This window comes from Mucilaginibacter phenanthrenivorans (genome assembly GCF_024721155.1).
Classification (GTDB): Bacteria; Bacteroidota; Bacteroidia; order Sphingobacteriales; family Sphingobacteriaceae; genus Mucilaginibacter; species Mucilaginibacter phenanthrenivorans.
Genome location: NZ_JAHVAP010000011.1, coordinates 155,509 through 177,186 on the forward strand (window position 1 = coordinate 155,509; position 21,678 = coordinate 177,186).

The window sequence follows — 21,678 nt, forward strand, 5'->3', positions numbered from 1 at the left end:
AAGCTATTATTAAACTATTTGAGCCTTAGCAAAATTTTATATTATTTCAAGAATTTTAAGCTTTCAACAAAAAGCGCTCAATTGTATTGATATAAGTTTTCGGTTCCTCAAACATAGGCGCATGCCCGGAATACTCCATCTCAACAAATGTTGCATTTTTAATTAACGAAGCCACTTCCATTCCCTCCGCCGGCGGGTTTAATCCGTCATATTTTCCGCTAATGACCAACGTTGTCGCTTTTATTTTTGAGAGATCATTTCTAAAATCAAAAGCACCAATGGCTTTATTGGCAGCATTAAATTGGTCAGGGCTTAAAGTTGTCTCAAATATCTCCAAATGATTTTTCATCAGTTCAGGATCATATACCATATATTTCAAAAGCTTCAATATTGTTGAATGCATATCCAGGCCTTTGATTTCTGTTTCATGCTCTTTAAATAAATGTTGTATAGATGATGTGAGCCCATTGGACTTTGTAACAGTTAATATTAATTTACCGATGCGATCCGGAGCAGTAATCGCGACCAATTGAGAAATATAACTGCCCATCGAGCCCCCCAGCAAATGCGCTTTTTCAATGCTAAAATGATCCATGATTCCTAAAACATCATTTACATGATCCTGCAGAGTGAATTGTACTGGTTTATCTGACTGTCCGTGACCACGACAATCTAATGCAATAGTTTTGAAGTTTTTTGACAGCGGTTCAATTGCATTTCTTAAATGAGCCTCATGATCTCCGCCCACCCCATGTATTAATATAATAGGAAATCCAGCCCCTTTAACTTCAACATAAAGCTGAATACCATTAATTTTTATAAGACCCATATTAATCAATTAAAATCATCCTTCTGTGCAAAGGTAGTCTTACTGAAATATTGAAATATTAAACTACTTTAATATTTCGCATTCTGTTCTCTTATTATTTTGACTGATTAACCTTGATTTCAAGCTATAAGATTAAGGGCTATCTTTCCAGATGGGGAAGTGTATTGACTATTTTAAAATGAAAAAGCTAGTCGTTCTGCCATCTCATCCTTTCACTTTATATTATCTGGAAATCTTTATGACAACCGGCTTCATATCCACCCCAAAAAAGGATAGCAAAAGCCGGCTACGCCTGCTCTTCCCCCTTCAAATAAATAGTCTTTTCAACAATGGTATGGATCACAGCATCAAGCTCCTTGGCGGTGATATCGATATGGTTAATAATTTCCTTATTCAGCGGGTTATCCAGATCAACTTTATCGAATAAATTAACAAGGCCCAATATCGTAGCTACCGGACGCCTGATCTCGTGAGAACTTATCGCAGCGATCTCTTGCAGGCGTCTGTTCTGATCCTTCACATGATCCTGGTTTCGTTTATTTTCAATCAGAACACGCAGGATGTTCGCTGTGCGCTCTATCAATTGTAATTCCGTCGATTTAGGCTCCCTGTTTTCGGTATAATAAACTGCAAATGTGGCCAACACCTGCGAGCTGTTGGAACTTATGATGGGGGTTGACCAGCAAGCGTTGATCCCGTAGGGTAAAACAAGGTGTCTATAATCATCCCATAGCGGGTTCGTCGCAATGTCATTGACGATGATCTGGCTGCGGTGGTATGCTGCAGTACCGCATGACCCGGCTCTTGGTCCAATAGCAGTTCCGTCAATAGCTTCACAATATGCTGCAGGCAGCCTTGGTGCCGCTATATGGTATAATTTTTCACCCGCATCATCAACTTCCAAAACAGAACAAATCATATCAGGATAAATATCTTCTATCCCTAAAAGCAATGCTTTAACTGTTTGTGGTAAAGTTTGGTGCGAAGATGCATTTAACTCAAGCACATTTTTTTCAAGTGCAAGAATCAATTGTTGTGTTTTTATACGGGTAATATCCCGAACAAACACAGCTACCTCGCCCTGGTACGGGTAAATATTAACCCTCAACCATCGTTTTAAGTAATTGTTGAAGTATTGGATCTGGCTGGATATATTTCCCTTGATAGCCGCTTTAAACTTCGCGAAGATCTCATCGGTAATTCCAAAGGTAATAAGCTCCCTAAAATTGATATTGACAAGCTGTTCATTTTTCAACCCCGTGATGGCCTGGAAGGCCGGGTTAAATGAAGTTATTTGCCACTTACCATTCATTATAAAAAAGCCCTCGTTAAAGCTTTGAATAATGTGTTGAATCTTATTGGTGGTGTCGTTGGGGCCTGAGCTTTCAAAAACTTCTGTTAGATTAACCCCTATAGCATATACAAGGCTGTCTCCAGGGTTTAAGGTAACCGACCATTTGATATTATAATAGCGGCCATTTTTTGCCTTTATGCGACTTTCATACCCAAAAATGTTATTTTTATCGGGCAAATTCATTAACAGCTCATCAAGTCTTTTGATATCCGCAGGATGAAAAAAATAATTTGCTTTTTGTCCCACCAATTCCTCCTCAGTATAACCCAAAACTGCTCTAAGTGCAGCGTTTGTTTTAACTATTGTCCCATCGGTATTTGAAATGCAAAAAAAGTCGGTTGATTGATCGAACAGAAAGGCAAAAATCGAATCCATTTATTAAAGGATTAGGTATCAGATATATAATATCTAAAATTAAAGATATTTTATCGATAATACCAATAATATATTTGAAGTTACGGAGTGCTTACTGCAACAGGCAGCACTTTTCCATTAAAGAATTTGTGCCCGGTTACCGAAAAATCGGCAATGTATTTCCCCATTTCAAAAGCCATCACCGGGGATTCGTAACCAGGGAAGGCCTTTTCCAGCATTTCAGTTTGTGCAGATCCCAATGCAAGGCAGTTTACTTTTATCTCCTGCTCAGCCAATTCAAGCGCCAGGCATTCTGTTAAAGTATGCAATGCGGCCTTGCTTGCCGAATAGGCTGACAAGCCCGGAAACTTAACGCTACCCTGGTAACCACCCATGCTGCCAACATTTAGGATATGCGCTCCCTTTGGCATCAAATTAAGCAAGCTTTGTATAATGCGAACGTGCCCAATAAAATTGCCCTGTAGCATCTCAACAAAATCCATTTCCAGCAATTCAGTAAATGGTTTGTTAATTAAAACACCGGCGTTATTTATTAATACATCAATCCGGTTGTCGAAGTTAGCGGCAATGAACTGCTGAAGCCCGGCATAATCATCGTGAACGATATCAAAGGCCAAAGCAAATATTTCGGCTTCGGGATTTAAACCGTGGGCAATTTCTAATAGCCGCTCCAGTTTATCCTGCGAACGGGCTAATGCAATTACCTTGTGCTTGCCCGATAGTATAAGCTCAAGCACTGCTTCAAAACCTACCCCGCTGCTGGCGCCTGTTACAATAATGTTCATAGTAGAATGATTGATGTTGGCAATTTTACAAACAAATTGCTACACCACCAATTTTTGCTCAACCGGATGTTTAATTAAATAAAAACCATCGTTTATTAGCTTCTTGTATTCGGGCTCTGCATTTGCCTTTTTTTCAAGAAAGCTCCGTATTTCGGCAGCAACTTGTGGTTCCGCTTCTTCATGATCCAATATCTCCAATATTTCAAGGGCACATAGCCAGTCGTCATGATGATATCTTTGAAGCATTTGCCAAACATTGCCTAAAAAACCATAATCTCCACCTTTTTGTCTGCGATTTCTAACTTGTTGATAAAGCTTTTGAAGCTCAATTGTACTCTGATCATAGTCAACATGGTGGGTAGTTGTGCTTGATTTATAGGCGATCTCCAAAAACTGCTCCTTGTCGGCTGCGCCGCAAAAAACAGAAACGATTTTTTCACCAACGGCCATATCATAAACGCCCCACGCGGGATCAAATAACACCTCACCAGACACACCTTTAACAGTACAATTAGTAAAAGTGATCAGTTGCGTTTTACCGTTTGATGAGATAATTTCCTTTACTTCACCATTAACGGTGATACCGTCTTCAAACGTTAAAACAGCAGCTTTACCCTGCTCAATACCAAAATAGTTCAACTCTTCAATACTCAAATTTTCCAGTGGCATGGCATGCCCCTTTAGCTTCCCAACAGGTGAGCTAAACCCATCTTTATGGTAATCCTTACCATGCCCCTTTAGCTCACGGTTATCAATTGCAAGGGCAGACGGGCCGATGGTTTTAATAAAAACAGGTTCACCATTTATTTCCTTAAAATCAGCAAAAGTGCCTGAAACCTGTAAGCCCGAGCTGTAAACTGCAGTACAGGTATTTTTACTGTCGATAGCTTTTTGCAGTCCATAAACTCCGCCACGCCTGAATGACATGGTGTTGGCAAAAGTTTCCAGCACATCAATCAGGTTTTGAAAGGTAGGCGTAACAAATAGTTGAGGCTGCGTTTTCGTAATATCATAAGTGTAATTTACCGCATTAATTGTATATGGTATCTTTTTGATATCGCAATCCATACAACTTGCACTTTCGCCTATTGAAGATAATAAACCAGCGCCATAAATTTTAGGATTTTCCAATGTGCCGATTAGCCCGTACTCTACCGTCCACCAATGCAGACGACTTAGTAGCGCCATTTCCGATGGCTCACCCATATTTTCCTGCCGATGGGCAAGCAGTTCTTCTGCCTGTTTTATTTCGTTTTCATCAGCATCGGGCATCTCTTTTAATATAGACAGCGCCCTTATTGCTTCATACAATTCAAAATCCTGGGCAGAAAACATTGCCTTTGCCCCTATCGACCCAAAGTAGCTCAGGTATTCATGGTAATCCTTGTCTGCTATAATTGGCGCATGCCCGGCCGACTCATGAATAATATCTGGTGCAGGCGTATATTCAATATGCTTTAGCTGGCGGATATCCGCAGCAATAACCAAAACGCGGTACGCCTGGTACTCCATAAACGCTGCCGGTGGAATAAAACCATCAACCGTTACCGCGCCCCAGCCAATTTTGCCAAGGGCATCGTTCATTTCCTGCAGGCTCGGGATCTTCTCGATAGAGAGCCCGGCCTTTTCAAGTCCCGGAATATATGGATAGTAGGCTACATCCTTAAGGTAGCTGTAATTCTGGCGCATCACGTAACGCCACACCGCATGGTCAATTGGCGTGTAGTGCGCGTAATGCTGATTAACTATAAATTGTTTTAAATGTGCAGGCAATGCAGCCACCTGCGGATTATTAAAATCATTAAAACTGGCCATTAACTTTGGTTTTGTTGGATAGGCAAAATTAGTGTTTTTGAGCAATTGGTTGATTAAGTAAGTGGTTATATATTTTATTGGTAGACCCAATATAACCAAATCAACTATTCAATTTCTCTTCAGGTAAATCCGTCATGTAATCTTGATGGGCGGATAACGTAATAGAGCCCCAAAAATGCTACTATCAACGATATTAAATAAAAAGACGTTGCCAGCAGTACTGCGAGATCTGGCTTCATAGGGAAAACTTTTGCCATTACCGTAAAAAACGCTTCCCTGGCACCCGCCCCGCCGGCTGTAGGAATAAGAATTGCAAAGCCTGATATTAGAAACGACAACAGGTAAGGCGAAAATTCACCATGAAACCCTGCCTGGTAAAAGTCGGGCTGACTTAATATTACGCAGGCTATTGTTAATAACTGCAACGATTGCAGGATCAATGCCTTTCCATGTGCCTGAAAAAAATATTTGGTGTAGTCCCTGAAAAATCTGTGTACCACAAAATAATAGACCAGTGAGATCACCAGGAACGCAGCGAATGCAAGCCATGAATAGCTGCTTATCTGCGGGATTAAAAATACAAATACGGTTGCTATAAGCGCAATTGCCCACAAACCGCTCAGCCTGTCGAACATAACTGCCCAGAACACTCTTTTAACCGGTATTTTGTAAGTTTTGTTGATGAGGTACATTTTGTACCCGTCGCCCCCAATGCCACCCGGCAGCAGGATATTATAGAACATCCCCAGGAAATACAGCCTTAAGTTGTATTTTGGGTTTAGGTTTAGTCCTATCGATTTAAAAAAGCTCAGCAAACGCCAGGCTGAAACGATCATAGAAAAAAAGAAGCATAAGATTGCGGCTCCGTACATTAACCAATATTTGGGGTGCAAAAGCCTGTACTTTACCGAGTTGATGTCAACCTTGCTAAACACCCAAACCAGCAATACCGTGGTAACACCAATCTTCAAAACCAGCTTAGCAACGTTCCAGATCTTCTGCTTCGTTGTTTTGTATTTCAATACTTCAACTTCGTCGGTAATAGCCTGTTCTTCGTTAGTCATGTGGGGCAAAGATAACAAAAAGGGATTATGGGCGATGAAAGGTTGAACCAGGGCATAAAGTAAAATGACGATTATTTAGGCACAAGCCGTGGCGCAATCCTGGTAAGCACGCTGGGCAAAAGCCGATTTAGCCAGAGCCCGATCCGCTCACTGCTGAACTTGCCGACATATGCCTCGAATTTACCTCCTTTAATGGCCTTCATGATCTGTTTAGCAGCACGATCTGCCGGGAGGCCGTTTTCTATATTTTCAGAGGGCTTACCCAAACCGTAAGGCTTATTGGTAACCGCGTATAGTGAAATATTGGTACGGATATAACCCGGTGTAAGTATAGTTACCTTAATATTGTCGGCTGTTACTTCAGCCCGCAGGCAGTCAAAAAAGCCATGGAGGGCATGCTTCGCAGCGGCATAGGCCGACCGCATAGGCGTTCCTATCTTGCCCATAACACTACTGGTAACCACAAAGTGCCCCGCTCGTTTTTCTATAAAATGAGGCAGCAACGCTTTGGTGAGCACTACATAACTAAAGTAATCCAATTCCATTAACCTGCGATGCACTTCTATTTCGGTATCGATGACAAGAGATCTTTGGGTTACGCCGCCATTATGCACCATAATATCTATGCCGCCAAAGCATTTAATTGCTTCAATCGTTTTGTCTTGCAATGAGTCGGTATCAGAAAGGTCCAATGGAAGCAATTGAACTTGCCCGGGAACACTGCAGCCTTGCTTAACACGTTCCAATTCAGGCAGTCGTCTGCTGGATAATATCAGCTTTGCACCTGCGGCGGACAAGGCATAAGCCAGCGCTTCACCAATTCCGGAAGAAGCGCCTGTTATCCAGACAACCTTATTGTTGAAATGATTGGCCATCCCAGACAATTGCTTTACCCTTTCTTATCCATTTTCTCCAATATCGCTAAGATCTTATCCAGCTTATCTATTTCTATGGAGTTGAGCTTTGTAAGCAATTCTTCTATTTCTTTTTTTGCTTCACAGTTTGTTTCGTAATCAGCATCGGCCTGTGCACGGTCGCGCTGGCTTTGGCGATTTTGGGCCATCATAATAATGGGGGCAGCATAGGCTGCCTGGGTTGAGAAAAGCAGGTTTAGTAAAATAAATGGATACACGTCCCATTGGTATTTTAATCCGATAACATTCAACGTCATCCAAACTACGACTATCAGTGTTTGAATGATGATGAAACGCCACGAACCCATACCATTTGCTACTGAGTCGGCAAGGCGTTGTCCGAATTCTAATGAGGCCTGATGTTTTTCATGCCATGTTTTGTGAAGATTCATAAGGGGTATTTGTTTTAGTTTATTTTGCTAAAGATATATAAAAAGGAGAGACAAGAAGGAAGAGTTTAGAAATCAAGAGCCAGGAATCAAGATTCAAGAAAAAACAACAAAAATACAATACGATCATCTCGAAATCAATTGCAAGAGTGTTATGAAATCCAACCCGTGAATTCCTCCTGGCTCTTGACTCCAATAAAAACCATATTTCATTTTTTTGATAAACTTTTATAGTTTAGGTTTGGGGATATTTACCTGCTAAAAAAAGAGCCCTTTTGTTGCCTTTATAGCTATTTTTTATTATTGAAAGAGAAAACCACAGTTCAGTATGCAAGATGACATGATCCTGGAAACCATATCGGTAACCAAAAATTATTTTGGCGATAAATCTTCAGGAGTTAATAATGTAACCATATTTATTCCGAAGGGAAAAGTTACCGCCATTGTGGGCGAAAGCGGCAGCGGCAAAACTACCCTGCTTAATTTATTATTTGGTTTGTTGCAGCCTGACAGCGGCGAGGTTTTTTTTAAGGAGGAACGCATTTTAAAGCGCGAGGAAAAGCTGCAACCCGCGCACGAAGCCATGCGCCTGGTTACCCAAAACAACCAGGATATGGATTTGGAAGCCACTGTTTGGGAGAGTGTGCGGTCGGGCTTGAGAATTGGCGAGATTGGCCAGGAGGACGAAGAAAAAAAAATAACCGACTCATTGAATATGCTGGATATTTTCCAGCTAAGAGACCAGCCATTTGGCAAGCTAAGTGGCGGCGAAAAACAGCGGGTAACCATAGCAAAGGCCCTTATCAGCAAGCCTGAGGTTATTTTGCTTGATGAGCCATTTAACCAGGTTGATGCCACTTACCGTGAAGGATTACAGCACGACATCAGGTACATTGTAAAAGAATGGGGAGTAACTATCGTACTGGTATCACATGATCCGGCGGAGATCCTGTCTATGGCCGACGAATTGATAGTTTTGAAAGAGGGCGAAATTGTTGAGAATGGCAGCCCTGAGGATTTATATAACACTCCCAAGCTGTTATACACCGCCCAAATATTAGCCAGCATCAGCCAGCTCACATCTGATGAGGCAAAAGCCTGCGGCCTTAAGAGCAAGCGCGGCACCGTAGTTGTTTATGCTGAACATGTTAAAATAGTCAAAGGCCTTGGTAACAAGTGGACAGTTAAACAAATTCTTTTTAAAGGTTTCTTTGAGGAATTAATAATTGAGCGCGATGGCGTTATTTTAAGAGCAAATAATTATAACAAAGGCAAATACGACATCGGCAGTAAGATCAGTGTTAGCATTGAAGACTACTTTGAATTTGGTAAATGGGAAACGCCGGCGAGATCACTACCGAAGGACATTTAGGTTGATTAATAAACGTAGGGGCGTATCGCATACGCCCTATAAAAGCGACATGCCAGCATGGTTAGGGCGTATGCGATACGCCCCTACCGGACATGGCAAATTATTCAACGGCTAACACCATTTTCTCTTTTCTATACTTCGCTAAATTAATCAACAACACACTTCCTAATATTACAAACAATCCGGCCAGCTGCGTAAACGAAATATGTTCTGCGGCAAACACCACGCCCAATATCACCGCTATAACCGGGTTAACATAAGCGTAGGTGCTAACCTGGGTTGCCGGCCTTACCTGCAATAACCACACATAAGCATTATAAGCGGCAATTGAACCAAACAATACCAGGTATCCTATGGCAAGCCAGCTGGTGGTTTGTATCTTATGCAGATCTAAGCCGCTATACTCGTTATGCATAAAGCTAACCGGGATGTAGGCAATACCGGCAATCAGCATCTGCCATGCTGTGCTTACCGAGGCAGAGCCGGTTGTCGGCCGGTGCTTGGAAAATAACGAACCCGCCGACCATGAGATTGACCCCAACAGCAACAACAGCATCCATGGCAGCTTTGAAGCGCCGCCACCCGAAAATATATTCTCCAGTTGCTCGCTAAACAATACTATCACACCAATAAAACCTATGATCAGGCCCACTATTGTTGACTTTTGCTTTAGGTTGATGCTCCAGTTAGGCTTATCAAGCAATACAAACCAGATCGGGGCCGACGATACCATGATAGCCACCATGGCGCTTGGCAGCGTTTGCTCGGCCCATATTACAATGCCGTTACCCACCAGCAATAACAACAAGCCGGTTACCGCCGCATTTAAAATGTCACGCTTCACGAAAACCTTCTCGCCCTTAATTATACACCAGGTCATTAATATCATCCCAGCGATAATGAAACGTATAGCGCCCAATAAAAACGGAGGCATCCCGCCTTGTTCCGCCAAACGAATAAAAAAATAGGTTGAACCCCAAACGATGTAAACCGTTGCGAAGGCTATAACCACTAATATGGGTGAGGCTGATTTTTTTTGTTGTGAAGGCATGAGCTTATTATTTTTCGGGTATAACCAATTGTTGTTCCTCCTTAACCGTTTCCAGCACTATGGTGGTGCGGGTGCTTAACAGGTTGGGGATTTTGCTGAAGTCGTTACGCATCAGATGCATCAGCGAGGCTGAATCATAAGTGCGAACCTTAACCAGGTAGCAATCGTCGCCGGCTACGTGGTGTACTTCTTGAACCTCTGGAATTTTGGCGAGTTGTTTTGCCGAATCGTTGCATCCGGGCCCATCATTGGCCTTCATGAAGATAAAGGCAAGCATTTTCTGTTGTAGGGCATCGGGATTAATGCGGGCCGTATATTGGCGGATCACGCTTTTTTGTTCGAGCTTTTTAACGCGCTCCAGTACACCCGAAGGCGCCATGCCCAGTTCACGCGCCAGGTCGGCGTTGCTGATGCGGGCATTTTCCTGCATTAAGCGAAGAATGTGCAGGTCTGTTTTATCCAGTACAATTTCCGTTTCGTTAATCATACTGTAATATTACAGCTATTTTGAATTTAATTCATAATATACTTAAAAAAAATGAATTTAATTCGACAAAAGTAGCAATTATGTGTTTAAACAACTTTTTATACTACTTTATTTTGATCACCTTATCATTCTTATGTTCCTCCGGCTTTGGAATATGCTTCACTATAAATATTAAGGAATGAGCCAGCAACTTCAACGCTTTTACAGAAAAGTGAACAAATGGCTTCATTACCCGCCAGGTGTCTTGCAATGTATCCATTCGGGTTACCGGTTTTTCTTTTTGAGTGTTTCCTATCCGCTGTGTGTTTTGATTTGCCATCTGGTTTTTGTTTTATATTGATAAGATAAGCGTAAACCGTGCCAAGCTTGGTCATTGGGTCATTGGTTATTAAGTCATTGGAATGGCGGTTTAGATTTTGCTTGTGTGTAAATGGCATTGTTACACACTTTATCATCTGCAATACTTAATTTTAGCTTTCTAAATCATCGCCATGAAATTTACCTGGTCAAAAATCAGCATCGCGCTGTTATCTGCATTTATAGTTTTTTCAATTAAGGTATCGGCTCAAAACGCAGATCCGGTTGTTAAAACTGATAAGGGATTTATAAAAGGTATAACAGAAAACGGGATTGCAGTTTTTAAAGGGGTGCCCTACGCTGCTCCGCCTGTAGGTTCGCTTCGGTTTATCGCACCTGTTGAACATGCGGCATGGAACGACACCCTTTCGGCGCAAAAATTCGGCTCAATAGCTGTGCAGCCGGGTGGAAAACAAGTGCAGGGAACTGAGGATTGCCTGAGCATGAATATTTATACGCCAAAAGCCGACGATAAAAAACGCGCCGTAGTAGTTTGGGTACACGGCGGCAGCATGACGGCAGGCTCGGGCAAGGGAATGGATGGACACGCTTTTGCCGATAATGACAACATTGTTACCATCACTATTAATTACCGCCTTGGCGCATTCGGCTTTTTATACATGGATGATGTGGACAAACGCTACGCCGGATCGGGCAACTGTGGATTGCTTGATTGCGTAATGGCGCTTAAATGGATCAAGCAAAATATCGCATCATTTGGCGGTGACCCAAGCCGGGTAACTATAATGGGTGAATCCGCCGGGGCAAAGCTGATCAGCGCGGTGCTGGTTTCGCCACAGTCCAAAGGGTTATTTCAGCAATATATTGCAGAGAGCGGTTCAGTACAATGCATCAGGGATGAGGTTACCGCCAAAAACGAGCGATTAATGATTTTACATCAACTAGGTTTAGGGACAAATGATGCAAGTAAGCTGCTTATGCTGCCTGCTGATTCTATCATGAAGGCACAGGCAATAGTGTGTGCCGGTATCGGCGGAAATTCATTCTTCGGGCCGGTTTATGACGGGATAGTTATCAAGGAGGATGGCTACAAATACGCCGCCGGTAAGGAAATTCCACGGATAAAAGCGCTTATCGGCACCAACAAATACGAGGCTGCTGCATTTGTGAGCGAAGATGGATGGAGCAAGGATCCGGAAAATACCATCTTAAAGCCTTTGTTCCGGGATGGCGCACCGCTGGTTAATAAAACTTATCAAAACGAATTAAAAACCAGCGCTCCCTACGACGCTGCTGTAAAAGTAGTCACCCAATATATGTACCAAATGCACAGTTACCGCTTTGCAAAGGTGCTGTCGCAAAACGGCATCCCTGTTTGGATGTACCGCTTTGATTATGATAATGATGAGAAATATGGCGCACGGCACGGGGTGGAATTACATTATGTTTGGAGTAACCCAAAAGTAAAAGACAAGAAACCAGGACAAGATAAATTAGACCTGGAGATGCACAACGCATGGGTCGCATTTATTAAAACCGGCAACCCAAATGTTTCAGCATTACCGAACTGGCCGCTCTATAAAAATGACACCCGGCAAGTGATGATTTTTAATAGTGAAAATAAAGTGGAAGAGATGAAAGAGGTTTTTGATGATAGGAGTTTCCCATCGCAAGTGTTCACTATAAATAACAAATAAAAAACATTGTCATTGCGAGCGATAGCGCGGCAACCTCGTCGCTATGCATTTACGCGAGGCTAGTCCTACACCATTCTGTTCGCCCTGTATTGCTACGAGGTTGCTTCACTCGTACCTCGTTCGCAATGACAATCGGGTTAAGCCTCTGACCTCTTCTTCTTCAAAGTTATCACCGTGATCTCCGGCCAGATGCCTAATCTGCCTGAAAACGCGAGGAAGCCGAAGCCCCGGTTAACGTACAGGTAGCGGTTCTTTTCGTTAACTAAACCGGCCCAGTCCAGGTAGCGGTATTGTACCGGGCTCCACCGGAACCCTGCTACTTCTACACCAAACTGTGCGCCATGAGTATGGCCAGCCAGCGTTAAATGAACGGTTGTTGGATTAAATCGAACCTTTTCTTCCCAATGTGTTGGGTCGTGCGAGAGCAGAATCTTAAAGGCATCCTTATCAACTCCTTTTAAAGCTTTGTCAAGATCACCTAATTGAATAAATCCCCTGCCCCAATTTTGCACACCTATTAGTGAGATCTTTTGGCCATTCTTTTCAAGGTCGATATTTTCATCCAGCATCAAACGATAGCCGAGCGTTTTGTGATGTTCCTTTAATTTATCGAGGTTCGCCGCTTTTTCGGCTTCGCTTGCCCATTCTATGTAATCGCCATAATCATGGTTACCCAATATACTGAACTGACCGAACGGCGCCCTCAGTTGGCTGAAATTCGAAATATAAGGTTCTATTTCCCAGGCGGCATTGTTTACCAGATCTCCGGTAAAAACAAACAGGTCGCTTTTTTGCGCCTTGGCCAGGTCAATTCCGCGCTGCATAGCTTTGGTATCGTCAAAGCTGCCGGAATGGATGTCTGAAAGTTGTGTAATGGTGAACCCGTCAAAGGCCTCGGGCAGGTCATCGAAATAAAGCGTCGTACGATGTACCTTATAATCATACTTACCCTTGAACATGGCGTACATAAAACCGCTGAACGGAACTGCCGCCACTAACACAGCTAGCTCGCTCACAAACTTGCGACGGGCTGGAAAATATGATTCAGCAACATTGGTTTTTGAGCCAAAAAGATGGCTTATTATCCCGTAAAAGAACCGGGTTATATCCCCCAAAAACAATACCAGCACAAAAAAAATCTTGGTTATTAAAAAGGTGAGGAACAAGCTCAGCATCCACTCATGAAAGGGCGTCATTCCTCGCGCAGTGCTGAAGGCACCGAAGCCGGCAATGAAAACTACGGTTATCCCTACTGATATTCCCAGGTAGCCCCAGTTAACCAGGTTGCGCGCCAGCCCTGATTGCCAGCCGTTCGTTATGGTTTTGATCCCGTTGAATACATACCAGTCCAGCAGGAGGCTGATGACTGCCATTACCAGGAAAACTTTTATAAAACCACCGTTGTGCATGTATGTCTTTTATAAGTCCGCAATTTATAAAAGGAAAGGTAATTGTGAGGTAAAAGTTTTAGGCCGTACTATTTAAGTAAGTTCTTATTGCAGGTATTTGTTCGGAACATTCCCGGGTGTATAATCAATGCCATAGGCATGCCCAATCAATAATGAAACTACTTCCATAACTGTTTGCTCCTTACGATGCACCTGCGGCAATGACCCCATCATTGCATAACTGATTGGGTTTACAGCCGGAAAAAAGGTCTCCCACTCGTATCCTTTGCCCCAGATCAATCCTTTTACAGTTATCAGCAGGTCAGCGGCGTTCTCAAGCAGGAAGCGTAGCATGTCGACCGAATTGTTGCCGTTTTGATTAACCGTGTGAAAAATAGGTGTGTGTCCACCGAAACCATAACTGTCAAAAGCAGCTTTGGCATTTACATCCGCGCCGTGCTTTACCAGTACCCTGGCGCAGTCAACGCTATTATATTCTGCACAAAAATGCAGTAGCGTACCACCGGTTAACGGCGTGTAGGTATTGTTATATTGCGAATAGGTTTTGGATCTTATTCCCTGATCATCGGCTATAAGCCTTTCTAATGTCCCGGCATCATCAACAAAAACAGCCAGCAAAGCCTTGTCTTCAAACTCAAGCCCGGCATCAATAAACGCCATTACACAATCCTTAAATCGTGGTGTACGGGTATACATCTCAACCATAGTGGTGAATAGCGGTGCGCCATCATCCATTATCTCGTTCGGACTGCCCCCATCAGCGAAATATCTTTTTATTCCTTCCACAGAATGAACTTCAATATCATAAAGGATCTGGGCATAGTCGGGCATTATCGATTTTATTGGTTAACTAAAGTTAGGCGATTTTTTAATTATTTCATAGTCAATTAAATATGCCTCTAACAAGCCTGCAACAAAAAGATAAATCCCTTAAACTGCTCACTTCGGAGCGTCCGACATTCAGACTTTCAGACTTAAACCCTATTTTTGCCTTAATTCGTGTAATTAAAACATATGCCACTAACGCCGCCATCAACTGCATCAACTCCCGAAACTGCCTTTACCCGGCTGCTTACCATTATGGACGACCTTCGACTTAATTGTCCATGGGATAAAAAGCAGACGCTGGAAAGTCTGCGTCATTTAACCATTGAGGAAACGTATGAGCTATCTGACGCAATTTTAGGCGCTGATATGTCCGAAATAAAAAAGGAGTTGGGCGATATTATGTTGCACCTGGTATTTTATGCCCGCATAGCTTCCGAAACCAACGACTTTAATATTACGGATGTATTGAACGGCATTTGCGATAAGCTGGTTAACCGCCACCCGCATATTTATAGCGATGTGGAGGTACAGGACGAAAATGACGTAAAGCGCAACTGGGAACAAATAAAACTTAAGGAAGGCAATAAATCTGTATTAGGTGGCGTACCTGCATCATTGCCTGCCCTGGTAAAAGCATCCCGCATCCAGGAAAAAGCCCGCGGCGTTGGCTTCGACTGGGAGGAGAAAAAACAGGTTTGGGCCAAGGTTGAGGAGGAGCTACAGGAGTTTAAAAACGAATTCAATGCGGAGGATGAAAGCACCATAGATCATGAAAAAGCCGAAGGAGAATTTGGCGACCTGTTGTTTTCATTGATCAACTATGCCCGCTTCATCAACATTAACCCTGAAGATGCGCTTGAAAAAACGAATCGTAAGTTTATCAAGCGGTTTCAATATTTAGAAGGCAAGGCTATTGAACATGGCAAACAATTAAAAGACATGAGCCTGGCGGAGATGGATGTTTTTTGGGATGAGGCGAAGAGAATATAAGCACCTCCCCTAAACTGCGAAGCGATCATGAATGCCTTAGAAAAGTAATTGATTTATGAATAATCCCCTCCAAAGGAGAGGACTTTAACTTCGTTCTTTAACCCTCTCCGTTGGAGAGGGCAGGGTGAGGCCAAAACAAAAACACCTGCATACCTGTCACATTAACAAGCCGTTAATAATTATGTATCTGTAAATTAATTTTCAATTATTGTAGCGATTCCGCGTGCTGTTTCGTACGGGATGATATAAAGCAATAATTTGAGCTGAACTAAACATATTTAATGCATCAACCGCGCGGCATTGCTGAAGAAGAAATAATCAGCAATTGCAAAACAGGCAGCCTTAAATACCAGGAATTGCTGTATAAGCAGTTCTATGGCTATGCCATGGGTATTGCCCTGCGCTACAGCATAAACCGCGATGATGCGCTAGAAGTTGTTAATGACGCTTTTATAAAAGTATTTAATAGCATAAAAAACTATAACAGCGACCGGCCCTTTAAAGCGTGGCTTCGAACAATTATAGTTAACACTGCTATTGACCGCCGGCGAAAGGAAATTAAGTTTCAGCTGCATGTTGAAATTGATAACGCCATGCCGCTCGGCAACAGCACTAATGCAATTGAAAATTTAAATGCGCAAGACATTTTGAAGCTGATGCAGCAATTACCGCCCGTTCAACTTACCATTTTCAATTTATACGAAATAGACGGCTATAGTCATGACGAAATATCAAAAATGCTGACTATGCCCGAAAGCTCATCCAGGGTTTACCTGAGCAGGGCTAAGGAGAAATTAAGGAATTTATTACGATCAGAAGCACATAACCATGGACGAGTTGGATGACCAATTAAAAAACCGCATTAAGGAGGTGTTCGACAATTTCGAAGACACCTCTGCCGATGAGGGCTGGCTGCTGCTCAGGGAGAAGTTCCCGGAGAAGCGGGACAGGCGCGGTGCGTTTATTTGGATGTGGTGGGGTGCAGCAGCGGTTGTGCTTGTGTTTTTAGGACTATTTTTATGGATGGGGAACGCGCCGGATAAACCGAAAAACCATATTGTTAAAGTCATAAATCATCCTAAACAGGAAAAGTTGGTCCCTAAAAAAGTTATCGCAGATACCCCGGTTAATAATGTTATTGCTGCGAAGAAAAAGACAACCAGGAGTCAGTCGGCACAAAACCAGCAGGCGACGATTTTGCAGCCCACCATTATTCCAGCTAATCCGTTTACCCCAATCCCGGGTAAACCTGCTGCAGTATTGCCTGTAGTTGATACTACTGCAAGGCGTACCTTAATAGCTAAAAACAACCGGGACAGCACAAAGTCAACAATAAACAAAGCGCCGCAGATGGCTGCTAATACCAGTGTGCTAACAACAACGAATAAAACCCCAGCAAGTGCTGTACCTCCTCCACAGGATAAACCAAAATCATTGGTAATTCAGGATAAAAAACCGGCAAAAGATATCATCGCTATGTTTAAAGATGATAAAGGCATTGCTAACAAAAAAGATATTGAAGAGGCTCAGTCAAAAAAAGTGCGTTTTGGTGTGTATGCCGCCACCTATTTTAACTATTCAAAAGGCAGCTCAAACCAAATGAACGTGGGTGCGGGTGTAACTTCAGATATCCCGCTTACCAATAATTTAAAGCTGGTAACTGGTATTTCCGTTGGGCAAAACTCATTGAGCTACTCGGCAGTGCCATCGGAGGTTTACAGTTCATCAAATGCCCGATTTGTACCGGCTGCACTTGCGGCTCCGGCTAAAGAATTTATGGCGTTGTCGACCCCTACTGTTAAAAATTATAATGCCAGCCTTATTGGGCTTGACGTACCGGTTAACCTAAAATATGAATTTAACCCGCAAAAAACTGATGCCTATTTTTCCTTGGGCTTAAGCTCAGGCACTTTTATCGACGAGACTTATACTTACAAATATAATTACCCATCGCTGGCATCAAGCACCTTGCAACAAACCAAGGACGAGTCAACCGGTACCAAATTCAATAGTTTTTATTTCGCCAAAACACTGAACGTGGCCTTTGGCATCGGCTATCCGTTTGGCGGGAACAGGCTTATCATCGAACCATTTTTAAAATATCCGCTTGATGGCATGGGATCGCAAAACCTGCGCTTCGGTTCTGGCGGATTAAACCTGAAATTTAACTTCTTATCGCAACCAAAACATAAATGAAAATTGTTAGGCCAATGAATTGAATGTCAGATAATGGATGTTAAATTTCGAATAACTAACTAAAAGTGACCCGATATTCAACTAATCTCCGGTCTCTAATTAACTACTTCTGATCAACTACTTAAACTGTATCGCCTTTACCGGTTCAATACGGCTTACCAGCATGGATGGACCAACCATTACCAGCAAGCAAACCACCAAGGTACCAACGTTTAAAAGAATCAGGTCGAGCCAGTCAAATTGGATAGGGACGAAGCTCATGTAGTACGATGCCTGGTCGAGCTTGAAAAGATGTGTTTGCGATTGAAAAAAGCCAAAGCCGATGCCAAATATATTTCCGAACAGCATACCGAGGCCAATGAGGTAAAATGCATTGTATAAAAACACCTTTTGTATGGCCCAGTTATTTGCGCCCATAGCCTTTAATATCCCGATCATGGCTGTACGTTCCACAATCATGATCAACAGGGCCGAGATCATATTGATAACAGCAACCAGGATCATCAGTACCAAAACTACCTGCGTATTACCGTCAAGCAGGTCGAGCCAGCCGAATATGGTTGAAAAATTTTCGGTTACGGTATAGGCCTTCAATTTTGTGGGCAGTATATCGTCAATGCTATTGGCGGTTTGGTTTAGCTGGTCAAAATCAGCAACCTGGATCTCATACCCGCCTATTTCGTCGGGCTTCCAGCTGTTAAGGCGGTTGATCAACGCCAGATCCCCTACTACGTAATGTTTATCTATCTCCTCGATACCCGTGTCGAAAATCCCGGTAATAACAAACGGGCGGCGACGCAAGTGCTCCTGTACAAAATACATCTGGATCTTATCCCCCACTTTCAGCCTGAGCCTGTCGGCAGTAACCTGGGAGATCAACAACTGTGTTTTCGACTTAACAGAATCACTAAAATTAATCGTGGTACCGGTAACAATATTGTTTTTGAAAAAGGCCCAGCTATAGGTTTTATCAACGCCTTTGAGTATTACGCCTTCAATTTCGTTATGGGCCTTTATTATTCCCGGTTTGGTAGCAAAGGGAACAATGGTGGTAACATTACTGTTTTGGTGCGCCCTTTTTACAAAGTTTCCATCTGCTGTAAATGGTGAGTTTTCGTAAGAGTTATTAAGGTCGTACTTTACTACCTGCATATCGCCGGAGAACCCGCGGATCTTTTGCCTGATCTCGTTCTTAAAGCCCCTTACAACTGCCAGCGAAAGGATCATTACAGCCAAACCAAGTGCAATACCAACAATGGCAATCCGCACAATTAATTTTGAAAAGGTGCGCTTTGACTTAAATGTAATACGATTAGCTATAAAATAGGCGAAACTCAATGCTGCTGGATTTTTGTACCTTCGCAAATATGCGGTTTTACCGCTAAAAACCGGCAAACTTAAATCCCGAAACACCGTTTATTTATGATGAGAATAAAGCTTTCAATACATTTTTTGATCATTGCCTGTTCGTTATCATGCGCCGGATCCGTCAAAAAATACAATAGCAAACCCATTACTAAACTGCCTGGTGACAAACCAGGAATTATTACCGCAGCCGATCAAACCAGCCAATACATAGATTATTTAAAAGGTAAAAACGTAGGGATGGTTATCAACCAAACCTCGGTTATCGGCAAAAACAAAACACTCAGTTTGGACAGCCTGGTTAAACTGGGCATCACCGTAAAAAAAATCTACGGGCCTGAGCATGGCTTTAGGGGCGACGCCAGCAACGGGGCGGATGTAAATAACAGTGTGGATGCTAAAACAGGCATCCCGGTGATCTCCATTTATGGCAATAAACATTTCAAGCCAACCCCGGAAGATTTACAGGGCATCGATGTAATGATCTATGACATCCAGGATGTGGGTGTTAGGTTTTACACTTACCTCTCAACACTACAATATGTAATGGAGGCCTGCGCCGAAAACAACATTGAACTAATGATATTGGACAGGCCGAATCCCAATGGCTTTTATGTTGACGGGCCAATCCTGGAGCCAAACATTCGCGCGTTTGTGGCCATGAACCCGATCCCTATTGTTCACGGACTTACCACTGCTGAATATGCACAGATGCTGAACGGTGAAGGCTGGCTAAAGGACCATGAAAAATGTAAGCTAAAAATTATAAAAGTGGCAAACTATAAGCACAGTATGCCTTACACATTGCCGGTGAGCCCATCGCCAAACCTGAATACGGACAAGTCGATTTTATTATACCCCTCGGTTTGTTTGTTTGAGGGCACAACTTTTAGCCTTGGCCGTGGCACCATGTCGCCATTTTTAGAGGTGGGGCATCCGGCCCTTGAGGGAAAATACAGCTTTTCATTTACACCGGTAAGTATTAAGGGAATGAGCGAGGATCCACCGCAAAAAAATAAAACGTGTTACGGCATCGATCTTAAAAATTACGATACAAATACTATTTATACAAGTGCTAAACTTAATTTAGCGCTGTTAATTGAGCTTTATAAAGCTTTCCCGGATAAGGAGCACTTTTTCAATGCCTACTTCACCAAACTTGCCGGAACTGTGACATTACGCAAACAAATTGAGGCAGGCAAAACCGAAGCAGAAATAAGGGCCAGTTGGGAGCCTGGATTAAGTAATTATAAGGCCATGAGGGCAAAGTATTTGCTGTATCCATAACCGATTTCGGATGTTCGATCCCGGATTTAGTTAAAATGCGTTCAATGCTAGCTGTTTTAGCCTTGCCACAACACTTATTTTTTAGTAACTTTAGGAGTTAGCGTTTTTACCTGTATATGAAGATTATTTTTATGGGCACGCCCCAATTTGCAGTAGCATCGTTAGATGCATTGATAAAGGCCGGGAGCGATATTATTGCCATAGTTACCGCACCTGATAAACCTGCAGGGCGCGGCAAAAAGCTAAGCGAATCAGCCGTTAAACAATATGCCGTTGAAAACGGATTAAAAGTATTGCAGCCCGAAAAGCTAAAAGCTCCTGAATTTTTAGAAGAACTAAAAGCCTTAAAAGCAGACTTGCAGGTGGTGGTTGCATTCCGGATGCTTCCGGAAGCGGTATGGAACATGCCACCTAAGGGGACAATCAACTTACATGCCTCATTATTGCCACAATATCGCGGCGCGGCACCGATAAACTGGGTGCTGATAAATGGCGAAAGAGAAAGCGGCGTTACCACATTTTTCCTGAAGCACGAAATTGATACCGGTGATATTTTATTTACCGAGAAAGTTACATTAACAGGTAAGGAGACTGCAGGCGAGCTCCACGACCGCCTGATGCAAAAGGGCGCAGGCCTGCTGGTAAAAACGGTAAAAGGTGTTGAAAGCGGTCGTTATAATGAGCACCCCCAATCGGCCTTATTGGAGGGTGTTGAATTGAAACATGCACCAAAAATTTTTAAGGAAGATTGTTTGATAGACTGGACGCAATCAGCCGAAGGAATTTATAATAAGATCCGTGGGCTGAGCCCCTCGCCTACTGCCTACACTACTTTGGGTGATAAGATCCTAAAGGTGTATGCTGCAACATTCGAAATTGTTGAACCCAGCATTCAGCCAGGCGCCTTTTTTACCGACAATAAAACCCACTTAAAATTTGCTGCAAATGACGGTTACGTTTATTTAACAGACGTTCAGCTTGAGGGCAAAAAGCAAATGGATATTGGTGCGTTTTTGAGAGGAAATAAACTTTAAACGCTCCAAAAACCAATCCCCAAAACTTACGAAGTTTAATAAACTTCGATTTCTATGATCTATGCAAGTAATTTATGATAATTATTTTCGTATGCTCGATTTTGATTAACGCAGGCAAA

General features: G+C 42.7%; 20 protein-coding genes. 7 read left to right on the forward strand and 13 right to left on the reverse strand.

Annotated elements, in window-relative coordinates:
* Positions 1–55: 55 nt before the first annotated feature.
* From KXD93_RS24035 to KXD93_RS24065, 7 genes are all read right to left on the reverse strand, one after another.
* The gene (locus KXD93_RS24035) at positions 56–829 is read right to left on the reverse strand and encodes an alpha/beta fold hydrolase (RefSeq protein WP_258139952.1); all 774 of its coding nucleotides are present in this window, start codon (positions 827–829) and stop codon (positions 56–58) included.
* A gap of 286 nt (positions 830–1,115) precedes the next feature.
* Complete coding sequence (locus KXD93_RS24040; protein ID WP_258139953.1) at positions 1,116–2,558, reverse strand: PAS domain S-box protein; 1,443 nt, start codon at positions 2,556–2,558, stop codon at positions 1,116–1,118.
* 80 nt (positions 2,559–2,638) lie between these two features.
* The gene (locus KXD93_RS24045; RefSeq protein ID WP_258139954.1) at positions 2,639–3,343 is read right to left on the reverse strand and encodes an SDR family NAD(P)-dependent oxidoreductase; all 705 of its coding nucleotides are present in this window, start codon (positions 3,341–3,343) and stop codon (positions 2,639–2,641) included.
* 39 nt (positions 3,344–3,382) lie between these two features.
* On the reverse strand, positions 3,383–5,158 hold the full coding sequence (locus KXD93_RS24050; protein ID WP_258139955.1) for an aromatic amino acid hydroxylase: 1,776 nt from the start codon (positions 5,156–5,158) through the stop codon (positions 3,383–3,385).
* A 119-nt stretch (positions 5,159–5,277) separates the two neighbouring features.
* Positions 5,278–6,222: a lysylphosphatidylglycerol synthase transmembrane domain-containing protein gene (locus tag KXD93_RS24055; RefSeq protein ID WP_258139956.1), complete on the reverse strand. Its 945-nt coding sequence runs from the start codon at positions 6,220–6,222 to the stop codon at positions 5,278–5,280.
* A 71-nt stretch (positions 6,223–6,293) separates the two neighbouring features.
* The gene (locus tag KXD93_RS24060; protein ID WP_258139957.1) at positions 6,294–7,097 is read right to left on the reverse strand and encodes an SDR family oxidoreductase; all 804 of its coding nucleotides are present in this window, start codon (positions 7,095–7,097) and stop codon (positions 6,294–6,296) included.
* Positions 7,098–7,111: 14 nt separating this feature from the next.
* A complete protein-coding gene (locus tag KXD93_RS24065) occupies positions 7,112–7,528 on the reverse strand; it encodes a DUF1003 domain-containing protein (protein ID WP_258139958.1) in 417 nt (138 codons plus the stop codon).
* Positions 7,529–7,853: 325 nt separating this feature from the next.
* Here KXD93_RS24065 and KXD93_RS24070 point away from each other — a divergent pair, with 325 nt between their 5' ends.
* Positions 7,854–8,897 (forward strand): ATP-binding cassette domain-containing protein, encoded by a 1,044-nt coding sequence (locus KXD93_RS24070; protein WP_258139960.1) that lies wholly within the window; start codon positions 7,854–7,856, stop codon positions 8,895–8,897.
* Between the two features lie 100 nt (positions 8,898–8,997).
* Here KXD93_RS24070 and KXD93_RS24075 read toward each other — a convergent pair whose 3' ends face one another.
* The 3 genes from KXD93_RS24075 to KXD93_RS24085 all read right to left on the reverse strand — a co-directional run bounded on the left by KXD93_RS24075 (position 8,998) and on the right by KXD93_RS24085 (position 10,754).
* Entirely contained in the window at positions 8,998–9,948 is a 951-nt protein-coding gene (locus KXD93_RS24075) for an EamA family transporter (protein ID WP_258139961.1), read from the reverse strand.
* 7 nt (positions 9,949–9,955) lie between these two features.
* A complete protein-coding gene (locus KXD93_RS24080) occupies positions 9,956–10,435 on the reverse strand; it encodes an Lrp/AsnC family transcriptional regulator (RefSeq protein ID WP_258139962.1) in 480 nt (159 codons plus the stop codon).
* Positions 10,436–10,538: 103 nt separating this feature from the next.
* Complete coding sequence (locus KXD93_RS24085; RefSeq protein WP_258139963.1) at positions 10,539–10,754, reverse strand: hypothetical protein; 216 nt, start codon at positions 10,752–10,754, stop codon at positions 10,539–10,541.
* A gap of 172 nt (positions 10,755–10,926) precedes the next feature.
* Here KXD93_RS24085 and KXD93_RS24090 point away from each other — a divergent pair, with 172 nt between their 5' ends.
* On the forward strand, positions 10,927–12,450 hold the full coding sequence (locus KXD93_RS24090; RefSeq protein WP_258139964.1) for a carboxylesterase/lipase family protein: 1,524 nt from the start codon (positions 10,927–10,929) through the stop codon (positions 12,448–12,450).
* Between the two features lie 137 nt (positions 12,451–12,587).
* On the opposite strand, the gene KXD93_RS24095 is transcribed toward KXD93_RS24090, so the two are convergent.
* Both KXD93_RS24095 and KXD93_RS24100 read right to left on the reverse strand, forming a co-directional pair.
* Positions 12,588–13,859: a metallophosphoesterase gene (locus KXD93_RS24095; RefSeq protein WP_258139965.1), complete on the reverse strand. Its 1,272-nt coding sequence runs from the start codon at positions 13,857–13,859 to the stop codon at positions 12,588–12,590.
* A gap of 84 nt (positions 13,860–13,943) precedes the next feature.
* Positions 13,944–14,690 carry an ankyrin repeat domain-containing protein gene (locus KXD93_RS24100; RefSeq protein ID WP_258139966.1) on the reverse strand — a complete coding sequence of 249 codons (747 nt, stop codon included), beginning with the start codon at positions 14,688–14,690 and terminating at the stop codon, positions 13,944–13,946.
* A 183-nt stretch (positions 14,691–14,873) separates the two neighbouring features.
* Between KXD93_RS24100 and mazG the strand changes: the two genes are divergently transcribed.
* The 3 genes from mazG to KXD93_RS24115 all read left to right on the forward strand — a co-directional run bounded on the left by mazG (position 14,874) and on the right by KXD93_RS24115 (position 17,873).
* Positions 14,874–15,677: a nucleoside triphosphate pyrophosphohydrolase gene (gene mazG, locus KXD93_RS24105; RefSeq protein ID WP_258139967.1), complete on the forward strand. Its 804-nt coding sequence runs from the start codon at positions 14,874–14,876 to the stop codon at positions 15,675–15,677.
* Positions 15,678–15,958: 281 nt separating this feature from the next.
* Positions 15,959–16,522 carry an RNA polymerase sigma factor gene (locus KXD93_RS24110; RefSeq protein ID WP_258139968.1) on the forward strand — a complete coding sequence of 188 codons (564 nt, stop codon included), beginning with the start codon at positions 15,959–15,961 and terminating at the stop codon, positions 16,520–16,522.
* Positions 16,506–17,873 carry an outer membrane beta-barrel protein gene (locus tag KXD93_RS24115; protein ID WP_258139969.1) on the forward strand — a complete coding sequence of 456 codons (1,368 nt, stop codon included), beginning with the start codon at positions 16,506–16,508 and terminating at the stop codon, positions 17,871–17,873. Before KXD93_RS24110 ends, KXD93_RS24115 begins: the two co-directional genes overlap by 17 nt.
* A 117-nt stretch (positions 17,874–17,990) precedes the next feature.
* Here the strand turns inward: KXD93_RS24115 and KXD93_RS24120 are convergent, their stop codons facing one another.
* Positions 17,991–19,211, reverse strand: a complete 1,221-nt coding sequence (locus KXD93_RS24120) for an ABC transporter permease (RefSeq protein ID WP_258139970.1) — start codon at positions 19,209–19,211, stop codon at positions 17,991–17,993.
* Between the two features lie 84 nt (positions 19,212–19,295).
* On the opposite strand from KXD93_RS24120, the gene KXD93_RS24125 reads away from it, so the two are divergent.
* Together KXD93_RS24125 and fmt are read left to right on the forward strand one after the other, a co-directional pair.
* Positions 19,296–20,525: an exo-beta-N-acetylmuramidase NamZ family protein gene (locus KXD93_RS24125; protein ID WP_258139971.1), complete on the forward strand. Its 1,230-nt coding sequence runs from the start codon at positions 19,296–19,298 to the stop codon at positions 20,523–20,525.
* A gap of 116 nt (positions 20,526–20,641) precedes the next feature.
* Positions 20,642–21,559 (forward strand): methionyl-tRNA formyltransferase, encoded by a 918-nt coding sequence (gene fmt / locus KXD93_RS24130; protein ID WP_258139972.1) that lies wholly within the window; start codon positions 20,642–20,644, stop codon positions 21,557–21,559.
* Positions 21,560–21,678 lie beyond the last annotated feature (119 nt).

What these genes read in the sequence shown, in the direction of transcription:
- fmt (WP_258139972.1), top strand. Translation starts at nt 20,642, where the DNA reads ATGAAGATTATTTTTATGGGCACGCCCCAATTTGCAGTAGCATCGTTA.
- KXD93_RS24075 (WP_258139961.1), bottom strand. Translation starts at nt 9,948, where the DNA reads ATGCCTTCACAACAAAAAAAATCAGCCTCACCCATATTAGTGGTTATA.
- KXD93_RS24045 (WP_258139954.1), bottom strand. Translation starts at nt 3,343, where the DNA reads ATGAACATTATTGTAACAGGCGCCAGCAGCGGGGTAGGTTTTGAAGCA.
- KXD93_RS24110 (WP_258139968.1), top strand. Translation starts at nt 15,959, where the DNA reads ATGCATCAACCGCGCGGCATTGCTGAAGAAGAAATAATCAGCAATTGC.
- KXD93_RS24115 (WP_258139969.1), top strand. Translation starts at nt 16,506, where the DNA reads ATGGACGAGTTGGATGACCAATTAAAAAACCGCATTAAGGAGGTGTTC.
- mazG (WP_258139967.1), top strand. Translation starts at nt 14,874, where the DNA reads ATGCCACTAACGCCGCCATCAACTGCATCAACTCCCGAAACTGCCTTT.
- KXD93_RS24095 (WP_258139965.1), bottom strand. Translation starts at nt 13,859, where the DNA reads ATGCACAACGGTGGTTTTATAAAAGTTTTCCTGGTAATGGCAGTCATC.
- KXD93_RS24055 (WP_258139956.1), bottom strand. Translation starts at nt 6,222, where the DNA reads ATGACTAACGAAGAACAGGCTATTACCGACGAAGTTGAAGTATTGAAA.
- KXD93_RS24040 (WP_258139953.1), bottom strand. Translation starts at nt 2,558, where the DNA reads ATGGATTCGATTTTTGCCTTTCTGTTCGATCAATCAACCGACTTTTTT.
- KXD93_RS24125 (WP_258139971.1), top strand. Translation starts at nt 19,296, where the DNA reads ATGATGAGAATAAAGCTTTCAATACATTTTTTGATCATTGCCTGTTCG.
- KXD93_RS24060 (WP_258139957.1), bottom strand. Translation starts at nt 7,097, where the DNA reads ATGGCCAATCATTTCAACAATAAGGTTGTCTGGATAACAGGCGCTTCT.
- KXD93_RS24065 (WP_258139958.1), bottom strand. Translation starts at nt 7,528, where the DNA reads ATGAATCTTCACAAAACATGGCATGAAAAACATCAGGCCTCATTAGAA.
- KXD93_RS24050 (WP_258139955.1), bottom strand. Translation starts at nt 5,158, where the DNA reads ATGGCCAGTTTTAATGATTTTAATAATCCGCAGGTGGCTGCATTGCCT.
- KXD93_RS24090 (WP_258139964.1), top strand. Translation starts at nt 10,927, where the DNA reads ATGAAATTTACCTGGTCAAAAATCAGCATCGCGCTGTTATCTGCATTT.
- KXD93_RS24085 (WP_258139963.1), bottom strand. Translation starts at nt 10,754, where the DNA reads ATGGCAAATCAAAACACACAGCGGATAGGAAACACTCAAAAAGAAAAA.
- KXD93_RS24080 (WP_258139962.1), bottom strand. Translation starts at nt 10,435, where the DNA reads ATGATTAACGAAACGGAAATTGTACTGGATAAAACAGACCTGCACATT.
- KXD93_RS24070 (WP_258139960.1), top strand. Translation starts at nt 7,854, where the DNA reads ATGCAAGATGACATGATCCTGGAAACCATATCGGTAACCAAAAATTAT.
- KXD93_RS24100 (WP_258139966.1), bottom strand. Translation starts at nt 14,690, where the DNA reads ATGCCCGACTATGCCCAGATCCTTTATGATATTGAAGTTCATTCTGTG.
- KXD93_RS24035 (WP_258139952.1), bottom strand. Translation starts at nt 829, where the DNA reads ATGGGTCTTATAAAAATTAATGGTATTCAGCTTTATGTTGAAGTTAAA.